25 protein-coding genes are annotated in these 25,183 nt (G+C 32.3%); 24 read left to right on the top strand and 1 reads right to left on the bottom strand.

All coding sequences use genetic code 11. The features are described from left to right. Positions 1–4 precede the first annotated feature (4 nt). The 15 genes from dnaK to recO all read left to right on the top strand — a co-directional run bounded on the left by dnaK (position 5) and on the right by recO (position 13,488). The gene (dnaK, locus tag SAMSHR1132_RS07435; RefSeq protein ID WP_000034709.1) at positions 5–1,837 is read left to right on the top strand and encodes a molecular chaperone DnaK; all 1,833 of its coding nucleotides are present in this window, start codon (positions 5–7) and stop codon (positions 1,835–1,837) included. 139 nt (positions 1,838–1,976) lie between these two features. Next, complete coding sequence (gene dnaJ / locus SAMSHR1132_RS07430) at positions 1,977–3,116, top strand: molecular chaperone DnaJ (RefSeq protein ID WP_001119026.1); 1,140 nt, start codon at positions 1,977–1,979, stop codon at positions 3,114–3,116. Between the two features lie 3 nt (positions 3,117–3,119). Then, entirely contained in the window at positions 3,120–4,058 is a 939-nt protein-coding gene (prmA, locus tag SAMSHR1132_RS07425; protein ID WP_001104619.1) for a 50S ribosomal protein L11 methyltransferase, read from the top strand. Between the two features lies 1 nt (position 4,059). Continuing rightward, on the top strand, positions 4,060–4,812 hold the full coding sequence (locus tag SAMSHR1132_RS07420; RefSeq protein ID WP_001190137.1) for a 16S rRNA (uracil(1498)-N(3))-methyltransferase: 753 nt from the start codon (positions 4,060–4,062) through the stop codon (positions 4,810–4,812). 6 nt (positions 4,813–4,818) lie between these two features. Further along, complete coding sequence (gene mtaB, locus SAMSHR1132_RS07415) at positions 4,819–6,165, top strand: tRNA (N(6)-L-threonylcarbamoyladenosine(37)-C(2))-methylthiotransferase MtaB (protein ID WP_000108658.1); 1,347 nt, start codon at positions 4,819–4,821, stop codon at positions 6,163–6,165. Between the two features lie 288 nt (positions 6,166–6,453). After that, positions 6,454–6,630: a 30S ribosomal protein S21 gene (gene rpsU, locus SAMSHR1132_RS07410; protein ID WP_000048060.1), complete on the top strand. Its 177-nt coding sequence runs from the start codon at positions 6,454–6,456 to the stop codon at positions 6,628–6,630. A 325-nt stretch (positions 6,631–6,955) separates the two neighbouring features. Continuing rightward, entirely contained in the window at positions 6,956–7,639 is a 684-nt protein-coding gene (locus SAMSHR1132_RS07405; RefSeq protein ID WP_031787275.1) for an NfeD family protein, read from the top strand. 17 nt (positions 7,640–7,656) lie between these two features. Continuing rightward, on the top strand, positions 7,657–8,646 hold the full coding sequence (gene floA, locus SAMSHR1132_RS07400; protein ID WP_000492114.1) for a flotillin-like protein FloA: 990 nt from the start codon (positions 7,657–7,659) through the stop codon (positions 8,644–8,646). Between the two features lie 16 nt (positions 8,647–8,662). Continuing rightward, entirely contained in the window at positions 8,663–9,361 is a 699-nt protein-coding gene (locus SAMSHR1132_RS07395; protein ID WP_000110609.1) for an SPOR domain-containing protein, read from the top strand. 275 nt (positions 9,362–9,636) lie between these two features. Beyond that, the gene (locus SAMSHR1132_RS07390) at positions 9,637–10,584 is read left to right on the top strand and encodes a PhoH family protein (RefSeq protein WP_001117772.1); all 948 of its coding nucleotides are present in this window, start codon (positions 9,637–9,639) and stop codon (positions 10,582–10,584) included. Next, on the top strand, positions 10,585–11,052 hold the full coding sequence (ybeY, locus tag SAMSHR1132_RS07385; RefSeq protein ID WP_000494140.1) for an rRNA maturation RNase YbeY: 468 nt from the start codon (positions 10,585–10,587) through the stop codon (positions 11,050–11,052). Positions 11,053–11,054: 2 nt separating this feature from the next. Then, complete coding sequence (locus SAMSHR1132_RS07380) at positions 11,055–11,399, top strand: diacylglycerol kinase family protein (RefSeq protein ID WP_001079001.1); 345 nt, start codon at positions 11,055–11,057, stop codon at positions 11,397–11,399. Positions 11,400–11,409: 10 nt separating this feature from the next. Then, on the top strand, positions 11,410–11,814 hold the full coding sequence (gene cdd / locus SAMSHR1132_RS07375) for a cytidine deaminase (RefSeq protein ID WP_000121873.1): 405 nt from the start codon (positions 11,410–11,412) through the stop codon (positions 11,812–11,814). After that, on the top strand, positions 11,815–12,714 hold the full coding sequence (era, locus tag SAMSHR1132_RS07370; protein WP_000134756.1) for a GTPase Era: 900 nt from the start codon (positions 11,815–11,817) through the stop codon (positions 12,712–12,714). Between the two features lie 27 nt (positions 12,715–12,741). Further along, positions 12,742–13,488, top strand: coding sequence for a DNA repair protein RecO (recO, locus tag SAMSHR1132_RS07365; protein ID WP_014373841.1), 747 nt, complete (start codon positions 12,742–12,744; stop codon positions 13,486–13,488). Between the two features lie 133 nt (positions 13,489–13,621). Here the strand turns inward: recO and SAMSHR1132_RS07360 are convergent, their stop codons facing one another. Continuing rightward, complete coding sequence (locus SAMSHR1132_RS07360) at positions 13,622–15,013, bottom strand: glycine--tRNA ligase (RefSeq protein ID WP_001030083.1); 1,392 nt, start codon at positions 15,011–15,013, stop codon at positions 13,622–13,624. 334 nt (positions 15,014–15,347) lie between these two features. Between SAMSHR1132_RS07360 and SAMSHR1132_RS07355 the strand changes: the two genes are divergently transcribed. The 9 genes from SAMSHR1132_RS07355 to SAMSHR1132_RS07315 all read left to right on the top strand — a co-directional run bounded on the left by SAMSHR1132_RS07355 (position 15,348) and on the right by SAMSHR1132_RS07315 (position 25,167). Next, the gene (locus SAMSHR1132_RS07355; protein WP_096001313.1) at positions 15,348–15,971 is read left to right on the top strand and encodes a helix-turn-helix transcriptional regulator; all 624 of its coding nucleotides are present in this window, start codon (positions 15,348–15,350) and stop codon (positions 15,969–15,971) included. A gap of 10 nt (positions 15,972–15,981) precedes the next feature. After that, on the top strand, positions 15,982–16,800 hold the full coding sequence (locus SAMSHR1132_RS07350; RefSeq protein ID WP_000427723.1) for a pyruvate, water dikinase regulatory protein: 819 nt from the start codon (positions 15,982–15,984) through the stop codon (positions 16,798–16,800). Positions 16,801–16,860: 60 nt separating this feature from the next. Further along, entirely contained in the window at positions 16,861–18,660 is a 1,800-nt protein-coding gene (gene dnaG, locus SAMSHR1132_RS07345; RefSeq protein WP_001217267.1) for a DNA primase, read from the top strand. Between the two features lie 221 nt (positions 18,661–18,881). Further along, positions 18,882–19,988: an RNA polymerase sigma factor RpoD gene (rpoD, locus tag SAMSHR1132_RS07340; RefSeq protein WP_001283060.1), complete on the top strand. Its 1,107-nt coding sequence runs from the start codon at positions 18,882–18,884 to the stop codon at positions 19,986–19,988. 127 nt (positions 19,989–20,115) lie between these two features. Next, a complete protein-coding gene (locus tag SAMSHR1132_RS07335; RefSeq protein ID WP_000624530.1) occupies positions 20,116–20,793 on the top strand; it encodes a tRNA (adenine(22)-N(1))-methyltransferase TrmK in 678 nt (225 codons plus the stop codon). A gap of 2 nt (positions 20,794–20,795) precedes the next feature. Then, entirely contained in the window at positions 20,796–21,896 is a 1,101-nt protein-coding gene (locus SAMSHR1132_RS07330; protein ID WP_000683912.1) for a Nif3-like dinuclear metal center hexameric protein, read from the top strand. Between the two features lie 113 nt (positions 21,897–22,009). Further along, positions 22,010–23,356, top strand: a complete 1,347-nt coding sequence (locus tag SAMSHR1132_RS07325; protein ID WP_001062184.1) for a DEAD/DEAH box helicase — start codon at positions 22,010–22,012, stop codon at positions 23,354–23,356. Between the two features lie 9 nt (positions 23,357–23,365). Continuing rightward, entirely contained in the window at positions 23,366–24,256 is an 891-nt protein-coding gene (locus SAMSHR1132_RS07320; protein ID WP_000904875.1) for a deoxyribonuclease IV, read from the top strand. 125 nt (positions 24,257–24,381) lie between these two features. Beyond that, positions 24,382–25,167 carry a metal ABC transporter ATP-binding protein gene (locus SAMSHR1132_RS07315; RefSeq protein ID WP_001213902.1) on the top strand — a complete coding sequence of 262 codons (786 nt, stop codon included), beginning with the start codon at positions 24,382–24,384 and terminating at the stop codon, positions 25,165–25,167. The last annotated feature ends 16 nt before the right edge of the window (positions 25,168–25,183 follow it).

Below are 25,183 nucleotides of genomic sequence, written 5' to 3'. Positions count from 1 at the left end.
TATTATGAGTAAAATTATTGGAATAGACTTAGGTACAACAAATTCATGTGTAACAGTATTAGAAGGCGATGAGCCAAAAGTAATTCAAAATCCTGAAGGTTCTCGCACAACACCATCAGTAGTAGCGTTTAAAAATGGTGAAACACAAGTAGGTGAAGTTGCAAAGCGTCAAGCAATTACTAACCCAAATACTGTACAATCAATTAAACGTCATATGGGTACAGATTATAAAGTTGACATTGAAGGTAAATCATACACACCACAAGAAATTTCAGCTATGATTTTACAAAACTTAAAAAATACTGCTGAAAGTTATTTAGGCGAAAAAGTAGATAAAGCTGTTATCACAGTACCTGCATACTTTAACGATGCTGAACGTCAAGCAACTAAAGATGCTGGTAAAATTGCTGGATTAGAAGTTGAGCGTATTATTAACGAACCAACTGCTGCGGCATTAGCATATGGTTTAGACAAAACAGACAAAGACGAAAAAGTACTTGTATTTGACTTAGGTGGCGGTACGTTTGACGTATCTATTTTAGAATTAGGTGACGGCGTATTCGAAGTACTTTCAACTGCTGGTGACAATAAACTTGGTGGGGATGACTTTGACCAAGTAATCATTGATTATTTAGTGGCTGAGTTTAAAAAAGATAACGGCGTTGATTTATCTCAAGATAAAATGGCATTACAACGTTTAAAAGATGCTGCTGAAAAAGCTAAAAAAGATTTATCTGGAGTATCACAAACTCAAATCTCATTACCATTTATCTCAGCTGGTGAAAACGGTCCATTACACTTAGAAGTTAACTTAACTCGTTCTAAATTTGAAGAATTATCAGATTCATTAATTAGAAGAACTATGGAACCTACACGCCAAGCAATGAAAGATGCTGGTTTAACTAACTCAGATATCGACGAAGTTATTTTAGTTGGTGGTTCAACTCGTATTCCTGCAGTACAAGAAGCAGTTAAAAAAGAAATTGGTAAAGAACCTAACAAAGGTGTAAACCCAGATGAAGTAGTAGCAATGGGTGCTGCAATTCAAGGTGGCGTAATCACTGGTGATGTTAAAGATGTTGTATTACTAGACGTTACACCATTATCATTAGGTATTGAAATTTTAGGTGGACGTATGAATACGTTAATTGAACGTAATACTACAATTCCAACTTCTAAATCTCAAATTTACTCAACAGCTGTAGATAACCAACCTTCAGTTGATGTACACGTTTTACAAGGTGAACGTCCAATGGCTGCTGACAATAAAACGCTTGGTAGATTCCAATTAACGGATATTCCACCAGCAGAACGTGGAAAACCTCAAATCGAAGTAACATTTGATATCGATAAAAATGGTATTGTAAATGTAACTGCTAAAGATTTAGGTACTAATAAAGAACAAAGAATTACTATTCAATCAAGTTCATCATTATCAGATGAAGAAATCGATCGTATGGTTAAAGATGCTGAAGTTAATGCTGAAGCGGATAAAAAACGTCGTGAAGAAGTTGACTTGAGAAATGAAGCAGATAGCTTAGTATTCCAAGTTGAAAAAACATTAACTGATTTAGGCGAAAATATTAGCGAAGATGATAAAAAATCTGCTGAAGAGAAAAAAGATGCACTTAAAACAGCTTTAGAAGGCCAAGATATTGAAGATATCAAAGCTAAAAAAGAAGAGCTTGAAAAAGTAATTCAAGAATTATCAGCTAAAGTTTATGAGCAAGCTGCGCAACAGCAACAACAAGCGCAAGGTGCAGATGCTGGTAAAAATAACGATAGCACTGTAGAAGATGCAGAATTTAAAGAAGTAAAAGACGACGACAAAAAATAATTAAATACCCAATTATAATATTGTGTCGTTATGATCTAAAAAGTCAAAGTCAATAGAACATTGGCTTTGGCTTTTTATTTGGATAGTGAGACAGTTTAAGATAAACTATATTAGTTAATTAAGAAAAGGAGAGATAGCTGTGGCCAAAAGAGATTATTATGAGGTTTTGGGTGTAAATAAAGATGCCTCAAAAGATGAAATCAAAAAAGCGTATCGAAAGCTTTCAAAAAAATATCATCCGGATATTAATAAAGAAGAAGGTGCAGATGAAAAGTTTAAAGAGATTTCTGAAGCTTATGAAGTCCTAAGTGATGATAATAAACGTGCGAATTATGACCAATTTGGCCACGATGGTCCTCAAGGTTTTGGTGGTCAAGGATTTAATGGCTCTGACTTTGGTGGTTTTAGTGGCTTTGGCGGTGGCGGCTTTGAAGATATCTTTAGTTCTTTCTTCGGTGGCGGCAGACAAAGAGATCCAAACGCGCCTCAAAAAGGTGATGATCTTCAATATACGATGACACTTACATTTGAAGAGGCTGTATTTGGCACAACAAAAGAAATATCAATTCGTAAAGATGTAACTTGTGAAACGTGTCATGGTGATGGTGCAAAACCAGGTACAAGCAAAAAGACATGTAGCTACTGTAATGGTGCAGGTCATGTAGCTGTTGAACAAAATACTATTTTAGGAAGAGTACGTACTGAACAAGTTTGCCCTAAATGTAATGGAAGCGGTCAAGAATTTGAAGAAGCTTGTCCGACTTGTCATGGTAAAGGAACTGAAAATAAAACAGTTAAACTAGAAGTTAAAGTACCTGAAGGCGTTGACAATGAGCAACAAATTAGATTAGCTGGCGAAGGTTCTCCTGGTGTAAACGGTGGCCCATCTGGCGATTTATATGTAGTGTTTAGAGTTAAACCTTCTGAAACTTTCAAACGTGAAGGCGATGATATTTATTACAAATTAAATATTAGTTTCCCTCAAGCAGCTTTAGGTGATGAGATTAAGATACCTACATTAAATAATGAAGTTGTATTGACTATTCCAGCTGGTACACAGACTGGCAAGCAATTTAGATTAAAAGAAAAAGGAATTAAAAATGTGCATGGCTATGGTTACGGCGACTTATATGTTGACATTAAAGTAGTTACACCAACTAAATTAAATGATAAACAAAAAGAACTAATGAAAGAATTTGCCCAAGTTAGTGGCGAAGAAATTAGTGAACAACCTTCGAATTTTAAAGATAGAGCAAAAAGATTCTTTAAAGGAGAATAAAGCATGAATTGGACAGAGCTTTCAATTATTATTAATCACGAAGCAGTAGAATTGGCTACAAACATACTAGAAAATCATGGTTCAAATGGTGTTGTAATAGAAGATTCCAATGATTTAATTAATCAACCGGAAGATAAATACGGAGAAATTTATGCCTTGAAAAAGGAAGATTATCCGGACAAAGGCGTGAGATTAAAAGCCTATTTTAATGAAATGACTTATGATAAAAACTTGCGTCAACAAATTAAGAGTGAGCTTTTAAATTTAGATGAACTTGATCAACAGCTTGTTCAATTTAATGAACAAGTTATAGCTGAAACAGATTGGGAGAATGAATGGAAAAATTATTTCCATCCATTCCGAGCATCTAAAAAGTTCACCATAGTACCAAGTTGGGAAACATATGCTAAAGAAGTTGAGGATGAACTTTGTATTGAACTAGATCCAGGTATGGCTTTTGGTACTGGGGATCACCCAACAACAAGTATGTGTTTAAAAGCAATAGAAACTTATGTATCACCAAAACATTCAGTCATAGATGTCGGTACAGGTTCAGGTATTTTAAGTATAGCTAGTCACTTAATCGGTGTAAAACGTATTAAAGCGTTAGATATTGATGAAATGGCAGTTAGTGTAGCTAAAGAAAATTTTAAAAGAAATCACTGTGAAACGTTAATTGAAGCTGTTCCAGGTAATTTGTTGAAAGATGAAACTGAAAAATTCGACATAGTAATAGCCAATATTTTAGCTCACATTATTGATGAAATGATTGAAGATGCTTATAATACTCTAAATGAAGGCGGATATTTTATTACTTCTGGTATTATAAAAGAGAAGTATGAAGATATACAGTCACATATGGAGCGTGTAGGTTTTAAAATTATTTCAGTACAACATGACAACGGATGGGTTTGTCTTGTTGGTCAGAAAGTGAGTGAATAATGTGCAACGTTATTTCTTAAACCAAAACGCTGATGAAAGTCAGCGTTTTTTTATTACAAAAAAAGAAGATATACATCATATTACAAACGTAATGAGAAATTCAGTTGGCAACAAAATTATTTTAACTTTTAAAGATCAAAGTGTTTATACTTGTGAAATTGTTGAAATAACGAACGAGAGTATTACAGTATCGCTAACTGAAAAACAAAATATTAATACAGAATTGCCAGTTGATGTAACTATTTGTAGTGGGTTGATCAAAGCAGATAAATATGAGTGGTTGTTACAAAAAGCTACAGAATTAGGCGCAACATCATTTATAGCAGTTAGCATGGAACGCTCAATTGTTAAATTAAATGATTCGAAGGTTGCAAAAAAATTAGAACGTTGGCAGAAAATTATTAAAGAAGCTGCTGAACAAAGCTATCGATTGGCAATTCCTTCTATTCAATTCGAGTCGAATTTAAACTTGATTTATGATACTATAGATAATTATGACTATGTACTTATTGCATACGAAGAACAAGCTAAAGATGGTGAAATGAGCAATTTCAAACAAACATTACAACAGTTTAAACCTCAGGATAAGGTGTTAATGATATTTGGACCTGAAGGTGGATTCTCTGAAAAAGAAATTGCTTTATTTAACAATTCAAGCACAGTAGTTGGGCTTGGACCAAGAATTTTACGGGCAGAAACAGCGCCATTATACGCTTTAAGTGCAATAAGTTATGAAAAAGAATTAATGGGGTGAATATTTATGTCAACAGTTGCGTTTCACACTTTAGGTTGTAAAGTAAACCATTATGAAACTGAAGCGATTTGGCAATTATTTAAAGAAGCAAATTATGATCGTGTTGATTTTGAAGCAAATGCAGACGTATTTGTTATAAATACTTGTACAGTAACTAATACTGGAGATAAGAAAAGTCGCCAGATTATTAGACGTGCTATTAGACAAAATCCAGATGCTGTTATTTGCGTGACGGGTTGTTATGCACAAACATCTTCTGCTGAAATTATGGAAATTCCTGGTGTAGATGTTGTAGTTGGTACACAAGATAGACATAAGCTTCTTGGTTATATTGATGAATTTCGAAAAGAACGACAACCAATCAATGGTGTCGGAAATATAATGAAAAACCGTAAATATGAAGAGTTAGATGTGCCATATTTTACTGATAGAACACGTGCATCTTTAAAAATTCAAGAAGGGTGTAATAATTTCTGTACATTTTGTATTATTCCATGGGCACGTGGCTTGATGCGTTCAAGAGACCCTGAAAAAGTAGTTGAGCAAGCGACACAACTTGTTAATTCTGGATATAAAGAAATAGTATTAACAGGTATCCATACTGGTGGATACGGCCAAGATTTAAAAGATTACAACTTAGCACAATTGTTACGTGATCTAGAAACGATAAATGGATTGGAACGTATACGTATTTCATCAATTGAAGCAAGTCAACTTACAGATGAAGTGATTGATGTGTTAGAACACTCCACTAAAGTTGTGCGTCATCTACACATTCCATTACAATCTGGTTCAGATACAGTGTTAAAACGTATGAGACGTAAATATACAATGGAACGTTTTTCAGAAAGATTAACGAAATTGCATAAAGCTTTACCAGACTTGGCTGTTACAAGTGACGTAATTGTTGGTTTCCCTGGAGAGACTGAAGCAGAATTCCAAGAAACATATGACTTTATCGTGAAACACAAGTTTTCTGAATTACACGTATTCCCATATTCACCTAGAATTGGTACACCAGCTGCTAGAATGGATGATCAAATTGATGAAGAAGTTAAGAACGAGCGAGTTCATAAATTAATTACTTTGAGCAATCAATTAGGTAAATTATACGCTTCTAAGTTTGATCAAGATGTTCTTGAGGTTATTCCTGAAGAACAAGGAGATATTGAGGGTACATTAGTTGGATATGCAGATAATTATATGAAAGTGCAATTTGAAGGTGATGAATCACTTATCGGTCAAATTGTCAAAGTGAAAATTACACAAGCGAACTATCCGTTAAATGAAGGTCAAGCTATTAAAGTTGTAGATTTTGCAACAAATAAATCAGATAGAGAAGTTTTAGTGTAAATTAACAACACCCATACTTTTATATAAAGCTTGGTTAGATAATATCTAGTGTTGTTTTTACAAATTGAAAAAGCACTATATAATCAACTCTTATCATTAAATAAAATATTTAGAGTTTTTTAGAACGAAATATGAAAGTCTTTGTGATTTTGATGTGAAATATGTTTCAAATAAAAAACAATTTACTAATTGACCATAAATTACAGATATATTATACTTATAAATGCATAGTTTTACTGTGCAATTGACTATAAAGTTCCGTTGATATTTGGAGGGAGGGAAATACAGATGTCTAAAACAGTAGTACGTAAAAATGAATCACTTGAAGATGCGTTACGTAGATTTAAACGTTCAGTTTCTAAAAGTGGAACAATCCAAGAAGTACGTAAACGTGAATTTTACGAAAAACCAAGCGTAAAACGTAAAAAGAAATCAGAAGCTGCACGTAAACGTAAATTCAAATAATTAATACCTCTGTTGACTCCCTCAACACGAATATTAATTATATAAAGTAAACATCACCTATTAGTGGAAGTCACTAATAGGTGATGTTTTTATTTGCCAAATTTTCGAGTTCTATAATAAATCAGTAACTTATCTTATTTAAAATGCATCTCTGAAAACTATAATCAAGTCGATGTTTAACGAGTATATAATTTGAATACTTATATAGTTTTGAATTAATTAATTTGATATTCTATGGGTTCTTTTAACTATAATGTAAATTCGTTTTCATGTATAATTAATGTGAGGGCGAGGTGAAATTGTGAGTTATAATAATTTTTTACAAATGACAACTATCTTGGAATCAACTACTGGTGACACATGGGTTGAACAAGTAAGTAATATAATTGTTCAACCTATTTTTACGTTAATATTAACCTGTTTGACATTCTTAGGATTTGTATATCAACTTTACTCTAAAAAAATCAATGCGGCTGGTATAATAGCTTCTTTATCATTACTTATTTTATTTTTGGGATTTCTCATCCAGGGAAATGTCAATATGCATTCTATCTTAATTTTCTCAATTGGCGTTATATTAGTTGTAATTGAATTATTTGTAGTAGGTGCAGTAATTGGTATTATTGGTATGATACTGATAACTGTAAGCATAACAACGCTCGGTGATAATTTGCTATTTATGCTTGCAAATGTTATTGTTGCGTTGATTTTAACGATTGTAGAATGGGTGATATTAGTGAAGATTTTCAACAGGAAGATTCCATTTTTGGATAAAGTTATCTTAAAAGATTCAACTAATTCTGAGTCTGGTTACAATTCGCATGATAACCGCTCGCATCTCGTAGGAAAAACTGCTCAAACAGTTACAGATCTTCGTCCAGCAGGGATTATTTTTTATGAAAATGAGCGTATTGATGCTGTTTCAGATGGTAACTTCATTTTACGCAATAAAACCGTTAAAATCCTTGAAGTAGAAGGTACGAGAGTAGTTGTGAGGGAAGTAGATTAATAAAAAGGAGCGATACCATGTTTAGTTTAAGTTTTATCGTAATTGCAGTTATTATAGTAGTTGCATTACTTATTTTATTCTCATTTGTACCGATTGGTTTATGGATTTCAGCTTTAGCAGCTGGTGTTCATGTTGGTATAGGTACATTGGTAGGTATGCGTTTACGTCGTGTATCTCCAAGAAAAGTTATAGCGCCATTAATTAAAGCGCATAAAGCAGGACTTGCGTTAACAACAAACCAATTAGAATCACATTATCTAGCAGGAGGAAATGTTGACAGAGTTGTTGATGCTAATATTGCTGCACAACGTGCTGACATTGACCTTCCATTTGAACGAGCTGCAGCAATTGATTTGGCAGGACGTGACGTGTTAGAAGCTGTTCAAATGTCTGTTAATCCTAAAGTTATTGAAACGCCATTTATTGCTGGTGTTGCTATGAACGGTATTGAAGTTAAAGCTAAAGCCCGTATTACAGTTAGAGCAAATATTGCTCGACTTGTTGGTGGTGCTGGTGAAGAAACGATTATTGCTCGTGTTGGTGAAGGTATCGTTTCAACAATCGGTTCAAGTAAACATCATACTGAAGTACTTGAAAATCCGGACAATATTTCTAAAACAGTATTGAGTAAAGGTTTGGACTCTGGTACAGCGTTTGAGATTTTATCAATTGATATTGCTGATGTCGATATTAGTAAAAACATTGGTGCGGATTTACAAACTGAACAAGCATTAGCGGATAAAAATATTGCGCAAGCTAAAGCCGAAGAGCGTAGAGCTATGGCTGTTGCGACTGAACAAGAAATGAAAGCGCGTGTGCAAGAAATGCATGCTAAAGTTGTTGAAGCAGAATCAGAAGTGCCATTAGCCATGGCGGAAGCATTACGTTCTGGCAATATAAGTGTGAAAGATTACTATAATTTAAAAAATATTGAAGCAGATACAGGAATGAGAAACGCTATTAATAAACGAACTGATCAAAGTGATGATGAGTCACCTGAACATTAATTCGAGAGGTGATTAGATGAGCGTTGGTATTCTAATTTTTGTCATATCAGTGATCATTTCTATCATTACAACTATGCGTGAAAATAGTCATAAAGATAGACAAAATCAAAAGCCACCTCAAAGAACATCTAGCGATAATGAACCAAAAAAAGGTGGCTTTTTTGAAGAAATCGAACGAACGTTTAAAGAAATTAGTGATGAAATAAATCAAGAAGAGAAGAAAACATCAAAGAGAAAATTTGATGATACGTTACCACCACTATTTGATGAACTTCCAAAAGAAGAACCTAAATCAAAACCTACTTCTGAACCAATGGCACCTCAAAGACAACCAGAAACAAAACCTATGTCTGAGAAACCTGTAAGTTTGCCTAAAGTAGAACCTGTGGAAGCAAAACCTAGACCTTCACGTCAAGATAATTCAGATGAAATTAGACGACAATTAGAAAAATCACTGAGAGATGATATTAAATCGATTCGTAACGATATAGACAAAGAAAAAGAAAAGCAAATTGCTAAAATGGAAAAACGTGCGCGTGATATTATTGAAGATAAATATTTATCAGAGCGTACAAAACGTTTGAAATTGAAACAATTGCTTAATTCTCAAAATGTCGAAAAAGGTATGACTAAATCCGCTTTCCAATTTGATAATGATGAAGTCATCAATGGCATGATATGGTCAGAAATTTTAGCTAAACCCAAACAGTTATAATATTAAATGAAACAAGCACTGTCGAAATGATAGTTGCTTGTTTTTTTATGTTTCAAAAACTGTGTACTGTAAAAATATTATTTTCTTAGTTCGATTCTACTCAGCCAAAAATATTATCGGAGTAAATTTAAAAATCAAATTAAGGTCGCTTCTAATAAAGAAAAATAAGTAAGTCGATGCAAAGATGTTTAAATCAATCAATAGCATGATATAATTAAGTAGATATTAAAGCATCATAGAATGAATATAAATGATATATGAAAAGGAGCGCGTGTATGCCTGGAATTATACAAATAGACGATATGAACCAATCTCAAGCTTTGATAGGAAATAATGATGAGCATTTAAAAGCAATTGAAGAGAGTTTCGATGTTGTCATCCATGCAAGAGGACAAGAAGTAGCCGTTAAAGGTACAAAAATTGAAAATGTTGAAAAAGCTGAATCTGTATTAATCAATTTGCTTAAAGTAATTGAGTTAGGTAATAATATAACAATTAAAGACGTTGAAGCGGCTATAAAAATGGCCCAAAATAATACAATACAACATTTATTAGATTTATATGATGAAGAGATAACAAAAGATGCATTTGGTAAAACGATTCGAGCAAAGACAATGGGGCAACGGTTATATGTCAATGCTATGAAAAATAATGATTTAGTTTTCGGCATTGGTCCTGCAGGTACAGGCAAGACTTTTTTAGCTGTAGTATACGCAGCAAAACAACTTCGCAAAGGTTCTGTTAAACGTATCGTGTTAACTAGACCTGCTGTAGAAGCTGGGGAGTCCCTTGGTTTCTTGCCAGGTGATTTAAAAGAAAAAGTAGATCCTTATTTAAGACCATTATATGATGGTTTATATACGGTTCTCGGTCGAGAACAAACAGAACGTTTTATTGAAAGAGGGATAATTGAAATTGCACCGCTTGCATATATGCGTGGTCGAACTTTAGAAGATGCCTTTGTTATTCTTGATGAAGCTCAAAATACGACACATGCACAGATGAAAATGTTTTTAACAAGATTAGGCTTTGGTTCTAAAATGGTTGTAACTGGAGATCAAACCCAAATTGACTTACCTAAAGGTGTTAAGAGTGGCCTGAAAGAAGCTGTTAACAGATTAAGTAATGTTAAGGGAATTAGTATCTTAAAACTAGATCAAAGTGATGTTGTTAGACATCCATTAGTAAGTAAAATCATTGAACAATATGAAGGAGAGAATTAAATGTTTACGATAGATTTTAGCGATCATACAGGATTAGTTAAAGATGATTGGTATAGACAAATTGAGGATTTACTTGAGTTTGCTAAAAATGAAGAACATATTGAAGATGATGCTGAACTGTCTGTGACATTTGTTGATAAAAAGGAAATTCAAGAAATTAATCGAACTTATCGTGATAAGGATAAAGTTACAGATGTCATTTCATTTGCATTAGAAGAAGATGAACCAGAAATTGATTTTAGTGATTTAGATATTCCACGTGTACTCGGAGATATTATTATTTGCACTGATGTTGCTCAAGAACAAGCTGATAATTATGGACATTCTTTTGAGCGAGAGTTAGGATTTTTAGCACTACACGGATTTTTACATCTATTAGGTTATGATCACATGACAGAAGCGGATGAAAAAGAAATGTTTGGTCGACAAGATGCAATATTAAATGCATATGGCCTTACTCGAGACTAATTATGAATAGGTTTAAATATGCACTTGATGGACTAAAAATCTTAATTCAAAAAGACTATAAATTTTTATTGCATGTGTTTGCTATGATTGTTGTAATAGTTTTTGGTTTCGTTTTTAATATTAATCGTATTGAATGGCTATTTATACTTATCGTCATTGCATTAGTTCTTACTGTAGAAGCATTAAATACAGCAATTGAATATGTGGTTGATTTAGTGACAGTTGAATATCATGAACTGGCAAAATATGCTAAAGATATTGCAGCATTTAGTGTTCTTATAGTTTCAATTTTAGCGGTAATCATTGGCTTGATTGTATTTGTACCACATTTTATTGCGTTATTTTAGGGAGGTATATATGAGTTATCAACCTCATTATTTTCAAGAAGTTAGAAAAGCACAACAAGAATCTTATTCACCATATAGCAATTTTAAAGTAGGGGCTTATTTAAAAGCGAAAGATGGTAGAACGTTTTATGGCACAAATGTAGAAAATGCATCATATCCGTTATCAATTTGTGCAGAAAGAGCAAGTTTAGTATCAGCAATTTCTCAAGGGTATCGACCAGGAGATTTTGAATCAATCACAGTAACTGTAGATGTAGATAAGCCTTCATCACCATGTGGTGCATGCCGTCAAGTATTAAAAGAATTATGCGATGATGATATGCCGGTATATATGACGAATCATAAAGGTGATATGGTAATGATGACTGTAGCAGAATTACTACCATTTGGATTTTCAGGAAAGGATTTAAAATAGATGACAGAACATAAATCAGGATTTGTTTCAATTATAGGAAGACCAAATGTAGGGAAATCTACATTTATGAATAGAGTAATTGGACATAAAATTGCAATCATGTCTGACAAAGCACAGACAACAAGAAATAAAATTCAAGGTGTAATGACTAGAGATGATGCTCAAATTATTTTCATAGACACACCGGGCATTCATAAGCCTAAACATAAATTAGGTGATTATATGATGAAAGTTGCTAAAAACACTTTATCTGAAATAGATGCCATTATGTTTATGGTAAATGCTAATGAAGATATTGGCCGTGGCGATGAGTATATTATGGAAATGTTGAAAAATGTTAAAACACCGGTATTTTTAGTATTAAATAAAATTGATTTAGTACATCCGGATGAGCTTATGCCTAAAATTGAACAATATCAAACATACATGAATTTTACAGAAATTGTACCTATTTCAGCATTGGAAGGTTTAAATGTAGATCATTTTATTGATGTATTAAAAACGTATTTACCAGAAGGACCAAAATATTATCCGGATGACCAAATTTCAGATCATCCAGAGCAATTTGTTGTAGGTGAAATTATTCGTGAAAAAATACTGCATTTAACAAGTGAAGAAATACCTCATGCAATTGGTGTAAATGTAGATCGAATGGTTAAAGAAAGTGAAGATCGCGTACATATCGAAGCGACAATTTATGTTGAAAGAGATTCTCAAAAAGGTATCGTCATTGGTAAAGGCGGTAAAAAGTTAAAAGAAGTTGGAAAGCGAGCAAGACGTGATATTGAAATGTTGCTTGGTTCAAAAGTATATTTAGAACTGTGGGTAAAAGTTCAAAGAGATTGGCGAAATAAAGTGAATTTTATACGTCAAATTGGATATGTTGAAGATCAAGATTAATCTTAAAAGTGGTGAAGATAATTGTTAATGCGCCAAAAAGGGATTATTATCAAAGCAGTCGATTACGGAGAATCCGATAAAATCATAACGATTTTAAATGAACACGGGGCTAAAGTACCACTAATGGCAAGACGAGCTAAAAAGGTTAAAACAGGTTTACAAGCTCAAACACAAATGTTTGTATATGGTTTATTTATTTATAATCAATGGCGAGGTATGGGAACATTGAATTCTGTCGATGTGATTAGTCAGCATTATAAATTACAAATGGACCTTTATGTGAGTAGTTATGCCTCTTTAGCAGCTGAAACAATTGATCGATCTATGGATGAAGGCGACATTGCACCATATAATTATCAATTATTACAATTTGTACTTGCTAAAATTGACGAAGGTACATCTGCGCAGTTAATGTCTGTAATTGTAATGTTAAAATGTATGAATCGCTTTGGATTTACAGCATCTTTTGACTATTGTGTTGTAAGTGGTAATTTAGCACAAGCTGATTTAGTTGGTTATAGTTTTAAATTTGATGGTGCTATTTCTAAGCAAGAAGCTTTCAAAGATCCACATGCTGTTATTTTATCGAATAAAACGTTATACCTTTTAGATGTATTGCAAAAGCTACCAATTGATAAAATGAATGCATTAAATATACATCAAGATATTATAGATGAAATGTCAGAATTAATACTAATGCTATATAGGGAGTATGCTGGTCTATTTTTTAAAAGTCAGAAATTAATTAACCAATTAAAAAGATTAGAACAATAATTAAAAAAAGGGTATTTAACCAGACACATAACGTAAGCTGTGTTTGTTTAAATACCCCTTTACTATATGTAAATATAAAAAATGAAGCTGAATCCAACTCGAACACAGCTTCATTTTTCTATCTATTCGCTTATTAGAATTTAGTTTTCTCTGTTAAGAATGCTTCCAACTCTGAGATTGGCATACGAACTTGTTCCATAGAGTCTCTGTCACGTACTGTAACTTGGTTATCTTCTAATGAATCGAAGTCAAATGTTACACAATAAGGTGTACCAATTTCATCTTGACGACGGTATCTTTTACCGATTGATTGTGATTCATCGAAGTCAATTGAGAATTTAGAACTTAATTGTTCGAAAATTTTAATTGCTTCACCAGATAATTTTTTACTTAAAGGTAAAATTGCTGCTTTATATGGTGCTAATGCAGGGTGGAAGTGTAGAACTGTACGTGCATCTTTACTACCTTCAACGCCTTCTTCATCATATGCATCACATAAGAAAGCTAATGTTACACGATCTGCACCAAGTGATGGTTCGATACAATATGGAATATATTTTTCGTTAGTTTCTGGATCATGGTATCTGAAATCTTCACCAGAGTGTTCAGCATGTTTACGTAAGTCGAAGTCTGTACGACTTGCGATACCCCATAACTCACCCCAACCAAATGGGAATTTATATTCAATATCAGTTGTTGCATTTGAGTAATGTGATAGTTCGTCTTCATCATGATCACGTAAACGCATATTTTCAGTACTCATATTTAAGCTTGTTAACCAGTCACTTGCAAAAGTTTTCCAGTAATTTTGCCATTCAATTTCTTCACCAGGTTTACAGAAGAATTCAAGTTCCATTTGTTCAAATTCTCTTGTTCTGAAAATGAAGTTACCTGGAGTGATTTCATTACGGAATGATTTACCAATTTGACCGATACCAAATGGTAATTTTTTACGCATTGAACGTTGCACGTTTTTATAGTTTACAAAAATACCTTGTGCTGTTTCAGGACGTAAGAAAATTTCATTTGTAGAATCTTCAGTTACACCTTGGAATGTTTTAAACATTAGATTGAATTGGCGAATTTCAGTCCAGTTAGCAGTTTTACTTACAGGACAAACAATACCTTCATCATCAATGATTTTTTTCATTTGTTCAAAACTTAAACCATCGGCAATAAAGTTTTCATCACCTTTAACATCTTGCATATAATCTTCAATTAATTTATCAGCGCGATATCGAATTTTACTATCTTTATTATCAATCATTGGGTCGTTGAAGTTGTTTAAGTGTCCTGAAGCTTCCCATACTTTTGGATTCATTAAGATTGCAGCGTCGATACCAACGTTAAAAGGTGATTGTGTGATAAATTTTTGCCACCATGCTTTTTTAACATTGTTTTTTAATTCAACACCTAGTGGGCCATAATCCCAAGTGTTTGATAAACCACCGTAAATATCACTACCAGGGAACACAAAACCTCTGTGTTTTGCTAATGAAACGATTGTATCCATATCTTTTGCCATAATTACCTCTCCTCATACATGAAAACGCCCCATGGAAAATAACAGCGTAAAATTTACGCTTTACTTCCATGGGACGAGTTAATATTTTAAATTGTATTAAATACAAAATAAGTTACCTAGTTAACCCGCGGTTCCACCCAAATTAGTGTAGTCACTCGCTTTGATTTTAAAATGATTTTTGCGCCAATCTTCAGTGTTAAGCTTACACTATCCTTAACTCGCTGTACGTTTATTCTAATTGATAGATTATTTAAAGGCAAGTAAAATTAATGTGTTTGTGACATGAAAGAAATATAGGTATAATAATATATGAATAAAAAAGGGGTGAAGACCTATAGAACTCAGTCAAAGACAAGAACGAATCATCGAAATTGTTAAAACTAAAGGACCTATTACTGGCGAACAAATAGCAGACAAGTTAAATTTAACTAGAGCAACACTTAGACCAGATTTAGCCATACTAACAATGTCAGGTTTTTTAGAAGCACGTCCCCGAGTTGGATATTATTATTCAGGTAAATCCAAAGACAAATTTTTTAATGATAAGTTAAGACAATACGAAGTTAAAGACTATATGTCTCAACCGGTTGTTCTTAGAGAGAATACAACAGTATATGATGCTATTTGCACAATTTTTTTAGAAGATGTTAGCACATTATTTATTATTAATGAGGAAAATGATTTTGTTGGCGTTTGTTCTAGAAAAGATTTATTAAGAGCATCAATGATAGGTGCAGATATTCATACCGTACCAATAAGTGTTAATATGACTCGTATGCCAAATGTAACTTATTTGGAAGAAAGTGAATTAGTCATATATGCCGCTGACCAAATGATTGAAAATGAGATAGATTCTATCCCGATTGTTAGAAAAAAGAACAATCATAAATTTGAAGTCATTGGAAGAATTTCAAAAACAACAATAGCTAAATTATTAGTAGCATTATATAAAGAATAGGTGAGAAATTTTGGAAAATATTAAAATTATAGTAGCCTCAGACTCTATTGGAGAAACAGCAGAATTAGTTGCAAGAGCTGGAATTTCGCAGTTTAATCCTAAACAATGTAAAAATGAATTATTAAGATATCCTTATATAGAATCATTTGAAGATGTTGATGAAGTGATTCAAGTTGCTAAAGATACGAATGCCATTATTGTATACACACTTATCAAACCAGAAATGAAACAATATATGAGCGATAAAGTGGCAGAATATCAATTGAAATCTGTTGATATCATGGGGCCATTAATGGATTTATTATCAGAGTCAGTTGAGGAAGAACCATATAATGAACCTGGTATTGTTCATCGATTAGATGATGCTTACTTTAAGAAAATAGATGCTATAGAATTTGCAGTTAAATATGATGATGGTAAAGATCCTAAAGGTTTACCAAAAGCAGATATTGTATTACTTGGTATTTCGAGAACATCAAAGACGCCGTTATCTCAATATTTAGCGCATAAAAGTTACAAAGTAATGAATGTTCCAATCGTTCCTGAAGTAACACCACCAGACGGACTGTATGATATTGATCCGAAAAAGTGTATTGCTCTAAAAATTAGTGAAGAAAAATTAAATAGAATTCGAAAAGAACGTTTAAAACAATTAGGATTAGGTGACACTGCTAGATATGCAACTGAAGCACGTATACAAGAAGAGTTGGATTACTTCGAAGAAATTGTAAGTGAAATTGGCTGTCCAGTTATAGACGTTTCACAAAAAGCAATTGAAGAAACAGCAAATGACATTATTCATTATATTGAACAAAATAAATCGAAATGATTTCATTTTTTGCGTAAATTAGGTATAATAGTATAACTAATGCTTAATAGGTGATTCAATTTGCGAATAGATCAATCGATCATTAATGAAATAAAAGATAAAACTGACATTTTAGACTTAGTAAGTGAATATGTAAAATTAGAAAAGAGAGGACGCAATTATATAGGTTTGTGTCCTTTTCATGATGAAAAGACACCCTCATTTACAGTATCCGAAGATAAACAAATATGTCACTGCTTTGGTTGTAAAAAAGGAGGCAATGTTTTTCAATTTACTCAAGAAATAAAAGACATATCATTTGTTGAAGCGGTTAAAGAGTTAGGTGATAGAGTTAATGTATCAGTTGACATAGAGACGACTCAAACTAATTCCAACGTACAAATTGCTTCTGAAGATTTACAAATGATAGAAATGCATGAATTGATTCAAGAATTCTATTATTACGCATTAACGAAAACAGTAGAGGGCGAACAAGCTTTAGCCTATTTACACGAACGAGGATTTACTGATGCGCTTATAAAAGAGCGTGGTATTGGTTTTGCACCTGATAGCTCACATTTTTGTCATGATTTTCTTCAAAAAAAGGGATATGATATTGAATTAGCATATGAGGCAGGTTTGCTATCTCGTAATGAAGAGAACTTTAGTTATTATGATAGGTTTAGAAATCGAATAATGTTCCCATTGAAGAATGCACAAGGAAGAATTGTGGGATATTCAGGCAGAACTTATACAGGACAAGAGCCTAAGTATTTAAATAGTCCAGAAACACCTATTTTCCAAAAAAGAAAATTGCTTTATAACTTAGATAAAGCACGTAAAACTATTCGGAAGACAGACGAAATTGTCTTATTAGAAGGATTCATGGATGTCATAAAATCTGATACAGCTGGGTTAAAAAATGTTGTTGCGACGATGGGAACTCAGTTGTCAGATGAGCACATAACATTTATACGTAAATTGACATCAAATATAACATTAATGTTTGATGGTGATTTTGCTGGTAGCGAAGCGACACTTAAAACAGGACAACATTTGTTACAACAGGGGTTAAATGTTTTTGTAATTCAGTTACCTACCGGAATGGATCCGGATGAATATATTGGAAAATATGGTGACGAAGCTTTCAACGCTTTTGTTAAAAGTGATAAGAAATCATTTGCACATTATAAAGTGGGAATATTGAAAGATGAAATTGCACATAATGACCTTTCATATGAGCGTTACTTAAAAGAAATAAGTCATGATATTTCACTTATGAAATCTTCAATTTTACAGCAGAAAGCATTAAATGACGTTGCGCCATATTTCAATATTAATCCTGAACAATTAGCAAATGAGATTCAATTTAACCAGTCAACTACAAACTATTTTCCAGAAGATGATTATGGTAGTTATATAGAATCAGAGCCACTTGGTATAGCGCAATTTGATAATTTAAATCGTCAAGAAAAAGCAGAACGTGCCTTTCTCAAACATTTAATGCGCGATAAAGATACTTTTTTAAATTATTATCAGAGTGTTGAAAAAGACAACTTTACGAATCAGCACTTTAAATATGTATTTAATATTTTACATGATTTTTATGCAGAAAATGACCAATATAATATTAGTGATGCAGTACAATATGTGGATTCTAATGAGCTCAGGGAAACGCTTATAAGCTTGGAACAATATAGTTTAAATGATGAACCGTATGAACATGAAATTGATGATTACGTCAATGTCATAAATGAAAACGGTCAAGAAACGGTTGAATCACTAAACCATAAATTAAGGGAAGCAACTAGAATAGGTGATATTGAATTGCAAAAATATTACTTGCAACAAATAGTTGCTAAAAATAAAGAACGAATGTAATGTATTTTAAGTTGGTAAGATGAAACATGATTATGTCAAAATATATAAGGGTAAATAATAGTTACCTTATTGAAACAACAAAATTGAAAAATTATTATAAGGATAAGTTCCAAATTGTAAAATAAAATTAAAAATATGGATGAATTAATTAAGAATTTGGTTTAAAATAGCAATATTGAATAAATTTCGAATGTTCATATTTAAAATCGGGAGGCCGTTTCATGTCTGATAACACAGTTAAAATTAAAAAACAAACAATTGATCCGACATTAACATTAGAAGATGTTAAGAAGCAATTAATTGAAAAAGGTAAAAAAGAGGGTCATTTAAGCCATGAAGAAATCGCTGAAAAACTTCAGAATTTCGATATAGACTCAGATCAAATGGATGATTTCTTTGATCAATTAAATGATAATGATATTTCATTAGTGAATGAAAAAGATAGTTCAGATACTGACGAGAAACTTAATCCAAGTGATCTTAGTGCCCCTCCAGGTGTTACAATAAATGACCCAGTTCGTATGTATCTTAAAGAAATTGGTCGTGTAAACTTATTAAGTGCACAAGAAGAAATTGAATTAGCTAAGCGTATTGAACAAGGTGATGAAGTAGCAAAATCACGACTTGCAGAAGCTAACTTAAGATTAGTTGTAAGTATTGCTAAAAGATATGTAGGTCGCGGTATGTTATTCCTTGATTTAATTCAAGAAGGGAATATGGGACTTATTAAAGCGGTTGAAAAATTTGACTTTAATAAAGGTTTTAAGTTCTCAACTTATGCAACATGGTGGATTCGACAAGCTATCACTCGTGCAATTGCTGACCAAGCACGTACAATTCGTATCCCGGTGCATATGGTCGAAACAATTAACAAATTGATTCGTGTACAACGTCAACTTTTACAAGATTTAGGCCGTGATCCAGCGCCTGAAGAAATTGGTGAAGAAATGGACTTGCCAGCGGAAAAAGTTCGTGAAATTTTAAAAATTGCTCAAGAGCCAGTTTCTCTAGAAACACCAATTGGTGAAGAAGATGATAGTCATTTAGGCGACTTTATTGAAGACCAAGAAGCGCAAAGCCCATCAGACCATGCTGCATATGAATTGTTAAAAGAACAATTAGAAGATGTGCTTGATACATTAACAGATAGAGAAGAAAATGTATTACGTCTAAGATTTGGTCTAGATGATGGTAGAACAAGAACACTTGAAGAAGTAGGGAAAGTTTTCGGTGTAACACGTGAACGTATCCGTCAAATTGAAGCAAAAGCACTTAGAAAATTAAGACATCCAAGTCGTAGTAAACGTTTGAAAGACTTTATGGATTAATTAAATCAATTTGATATTTGATACTAGGACATGAATTAGTGCTTAAAAACTTTAATTAATATTTATCATAAGTGAGGTTGGTACATTGAATAATGTTCAACCTCATTTTTACATAAAGGAGATTACAATGATTTCGTTAAATGACCGATTGACCGCAGTAAGTAAATTTTTAAAACAAGGTACAATTGTTGATATAGGTTCTGATCATGCATATTTACCGATTTTTGCAATTCAAAATCATTTATGTGAAAGTGGTGTTGCTGGAGAAGTAATCAAGGGACCTTTTCAAGCAGCAGTTAAAAATGTAGCTGCAAATCAACTAGCTGATAAAATTAATGTTCGTTTAGGTGATGGACTAAGTGTCATTCATTCTGAAGATATAGTTGATAATATTACAATTTGTGGAATGGGCGGCCCTCTAATTGCTAAAATATTAACGGAAGGTCACCAAAAATTAAGTCAACATCCAAGATTGATTTTACAAAGTAATATTCAAACAGAAAATTTACGAAATACATTACAACAATTGAAATATGAAATTATAGATGAAATAATTATGGAAGAAAAAGGGCATATTTATGAAATTGTTGTAGCTGAATATAATGAACAATTAAATGAATTATCAACTAATGAATTAAAATTTGGACCTAAGTTACTAGTTGAAAAGAATGAGTATTTTATAAAAAAATGGCAAAGAGAGCTAGAGGCATTATATCAAATTAAATCAAAATTAAATAAAGAGCAACATCATGCACGATTAGCTCAAATTACTGAAGAAATTGCTGTAATTGAAAGGGTGTTATAGTAATGAAAATAGCTGATTTAATGGCATTATTAGACAATCATGTTCCATTCGCAACTGCTGAATCTTGGGATAATGTAGGGTTGTTAATTGGTGATAGTGATGCTGAAGTTACAGGTATTTTAACTGCACTAGATTGTACGTTAGAAGTTGTAAATGAAGCAATAGATAAAGGGCATAATACAATTATTAGTCATCATCCTTTAATATTTAAGGGCCTAACAACGGTAAAAGCTGAAGGATATGGTTTAATTATTCGAAAATTAATCCAACATGATATTAATTTAATTGCAATGCACACAAACTTGGATGTTAATCCAAATGGTGTCAATGTTATGTTAGCAAAAGCCATAGGGTTAAAACACATTAATGTGATTAATAAGCAACAAGAAAATTATTATAAAGTTCAAACATATATCCCAAAGGAAAATGTGCGAAATTTTAAAGATAAATTAAGCGAAAATGGTTTAGCTCAAGAAGGAAATTATGAATACTGTTTTTTCGAAAGTGAAGGACAAGGTCAATTTAAACCTGTTGGTGAAGCAAATCCAACAATAGGTGAATTAAACAATATTGAATATGTGGATGAAATTAAAGTTGAATTCATGATATCAGGAAATCAAAAGCTATTGACTGAAAATTTGATTAAGCAACATCATCCATACGAAACGCCGGTTTATGATTTTATTGAAATGACACAATCATCACAATTTGGCTTAGGAATTATTGCAGAATTAGAAAATGAAATGACTATTGCAAATTTTGCTGCTGAAGTTAAGTTGAAATTAAACATTCCGAGTGTGCGCTTTGTAGGACTACCTAATCAAAAAATTAAACGTATTGCAATCATTGGTGGGTCTGGTATAGGTTATGAATATCAAGCAGCTCAACAAGGAGCAGATATTTTTGTCACAGGTGATATTAAACATCACGATGCGCTAGATGCGAAGATTCAAGGAGTCAATTTATTAGATATTAATCATTATAGTGAGTATGTTATGAAAGAAGGTTTAAAAGTATTACTTCTCAAATGGCTGCCTGCAGCTAATGTAGATATAAATATAGAAGCATCAACAATTAATACAGATCCATTTCAATATATTTAAGCTAAAATCTCGGGATTTCTAAATTTTGAAATTTCGAGGTTTTAATATTTTTATTTAAAATAGCACATTTATACTTTATAATAGTAAAGATGAACATATAAGGAGGCCAAATCATGGCAAAACATCCATTCGAACAATTTAATCTAGAATCTAGTTTAATTGACGCTGTGAAAGACCTTAATTTTGAAAAGCCAACTGAAATTCAGAATCGAATTATTCCAAGAATATTAAAGAGAACTAATTTAATTGGTCAATCTCAAACAGGTACAGGGAAATCTCATGCATTTTTGTTACCATTAATGCAATTAATTGATAGCGAGATTAAAGAACCACAAGCAATAGTAGTTGCACCAACAAGAGAGCTTGCACAACAACTATACGATGCTGCGAATCATTTAAGCCAATTTAAAAGTGGTGTATCAGTAAAATTATTCATTGGTGGTACAGATATCGAAAAAGATAAACAACGTTGTAGCACACAGCCACAATTAATTATAGGTACACCAACAAGAATTAATGACTTAGCAAAAACGGGACATTTGCATGTTCACTTAGCATCATATTTAGTTATTGATGAAGCTGATCTTATGATCGACTTAGGATTAATAGAAGATGTTGACTATATTGCTGCAAGACTTGAAGATAATGCAAATATCGCAGTATTTAGTGCGACAATTCCACAACAACTACAACCATTTTTAAATAAATATTTAAGTCATCCAGAATTTGTAGCTGTTGACAGTAAAAAGCAAAATAAAAAGAATATTGAATTCTTTTTAATTCCAACAAAAGGTGCTGCAAAAGTTGAAAAAACTTTAAATTTAATTGATATATTAAATCCTTACTTATGTATTATTTTCTGTAATAGCAGAGATAATGCTAATGATTTAGCGCGTTCTTTAAATGAAGCAGGTATTAAAGTTGGTATGATTCACGGTGGTTTAACACCACGTGAGCGTAAACAGCAAATGAAACGTATTCGTAATTTAGAATTCCAATTTGTTATTGCGAGTGATTTAGCATCAAGAGGTATTGATATTGAAGGAGTTAGTCATGTAATTAATTTCGACGTACCAAATGATATTGACTTCTTCACGCACAGAGTAGGCAGAACTGGTCGTGGTAACTATAAAGGTGTAGCAATCACACTATATAGTCCAGACGAAGAGTCTAATATTTCATTAATAGAAGATCGTGGTTTTGTTTTCAATACTGTTGATATTAAAGATGGAGAATTAAAAGAAACTAAAGCACATAACCAACGTCAAGCTAGAATGCGCAAAGATGACCATTTAACAAATCAAGTAAAAAATAAAGTAAGAAGTAAAATTAAAAACAAAGTTAAACCTGGATATAAAAAGAAATTTAAGCAAGAAGTAGAAAAAATGAAGCGTCAAGAACGTAAACAATTTAGTAAACAACAGAGCAGACAAAAGCGTAAACAAAACAAAAAAGGTTAGGTGTATTTAATGTTAATAGGATCACATGTTTCAATGAGTGGTAAAAAGATGTTAGAAGGTTCTGCATTAGAAGCGCATGATTATGGGGAAACAACATTTATGATATATACAGGTGCGCCACAAAATACGCGCCGTAAAAGTATTGAAGATTTAAATATTACTAAAGGTCATGAAGTAATGGAGAAATATGGTTTGTCTAATATTGTTGTTCATGCACCCTACATCATTAATATTGCAAATACAACTAAACCTGAAACATTTAATCTTGGTGTGGATTTCTTACAACAAGAAATTGAAAGAACACAAGCGATAGGTGCAAAAGATATTGTGTTACATCCAGGTGCACATGTTGGTGCTGGTGTAGATGCTGGAATTAACAAAATAATCGAAGGATTAAATGAAGTATTAACAAATGACAATAATGTTCGTATCGCACTTGAAATAATGGCGGGTAAAGGGACAGAGATAGGTCGTTCATTTGAAGAATTAGCACGAATCATTGATGGTGTACATAACAACGAACGATTATCAGTATGTTTTGATACATGTCATACACATGATGCTGGTTATAACATCAAAGAAGATTTTGATGGGGTATTAAACGAATTTGATAAAATCATTGGTGTCGATAGAATTAAAGTTGTACACGTAAATGATTCTAAAAATGAGCGTGGTGCTCAAAAAGACCGACATGAAAATATTGGTTTCGGATATATTGGTTTTGATGCATTAAATTATATCGTCCATCACGACAGTTTTAAAGATGTACCAAAAATTTTAGAAACGCCTTATGTTGGTGAAGATAAGAAAAATAAAAAACCCCCTTATAAATTAGAAATCGAAATGTTAAAACAACAACAATTTGATCCAGAACTTAAAAATAAAGTAATGGAACTATAAATTGATAATGCTCCTTTCAAGTGGATTGTTAACTATAACTTGAAAGGGGCATGTCTATTTATTATGTATAAATACCAGTCGTAAACATTACTGTTTACATATGTTACTAGGAGTTGTATAGTTGAATGCGAGGTGAGAATACGATGACACCAGTCTTTGAATTGAAAAATGTCAATTATAATTATGATCATAAAAAGGTGTTAGAAAATATTAACATCAAAATAAATAAGGGTGAATTTTTAGCAATAGTTGGACCTAATGGTGCTGGTAAATCGACCTTGCTAAAATTGATATTAGGTTTGCTACCTCTACAAAGTGGTGAAATATTTGTGGAAGGTGAAAATTTTAAAAATAAAAAAACATCTATTAAATTAAGTTATGTTTCACAAAAAGCGAATGCATTTAATTCTGGGTTTCCAGCTAGTGTTAAAGAAGTTGTTTTAAGTGGATTAACTAAAACAAAAAGACTATTTCAAACATTTAATAATGATGATAATAAAAAGGTAATAAAAGTTCTTGAGAGACTAAACATTGCTGATTTGATTCATAAAAACATTGCAGAATTATCTGGAGGGCAACAACAACGTGTGTTGATTGCACGTGCATTAATTTCTGAGCCTGCAGTACTTGTTCTAGATGAACCAACGAATGGTATTGATGCAAAACATGTAAATGAATTTTATAATACCTTAGATCAATTAAAACAAGAAGGAATTACAATTATCTTAGTTACACATGATATTGGAGTGGTAGCAGATACAGCAACAGAAGTTGCATGTTTAAACAAGCATTTACATTTTCATGGTACAACAGATGAATTTAAATCACTTGATGAAGTAGAAATTTCAAAAATTTATGGACATCCTGTACGTTTTGTCGATCATCAACATAATCGAGAATGTTGTAATTAATAAATTATGATTTTAA

This window comes from Staphylococcus argenteus, from assembly GCF_000236925.1.
Lineage (GTDB): Bacteria > Bacillota > Bacilli > Staphylococcales > Staphylococcaceae > Staphylococcus > Staphylococcus argenteus.
This window is presented reverse-complemented; position numbering and strand designations above follow the sequence as displayed.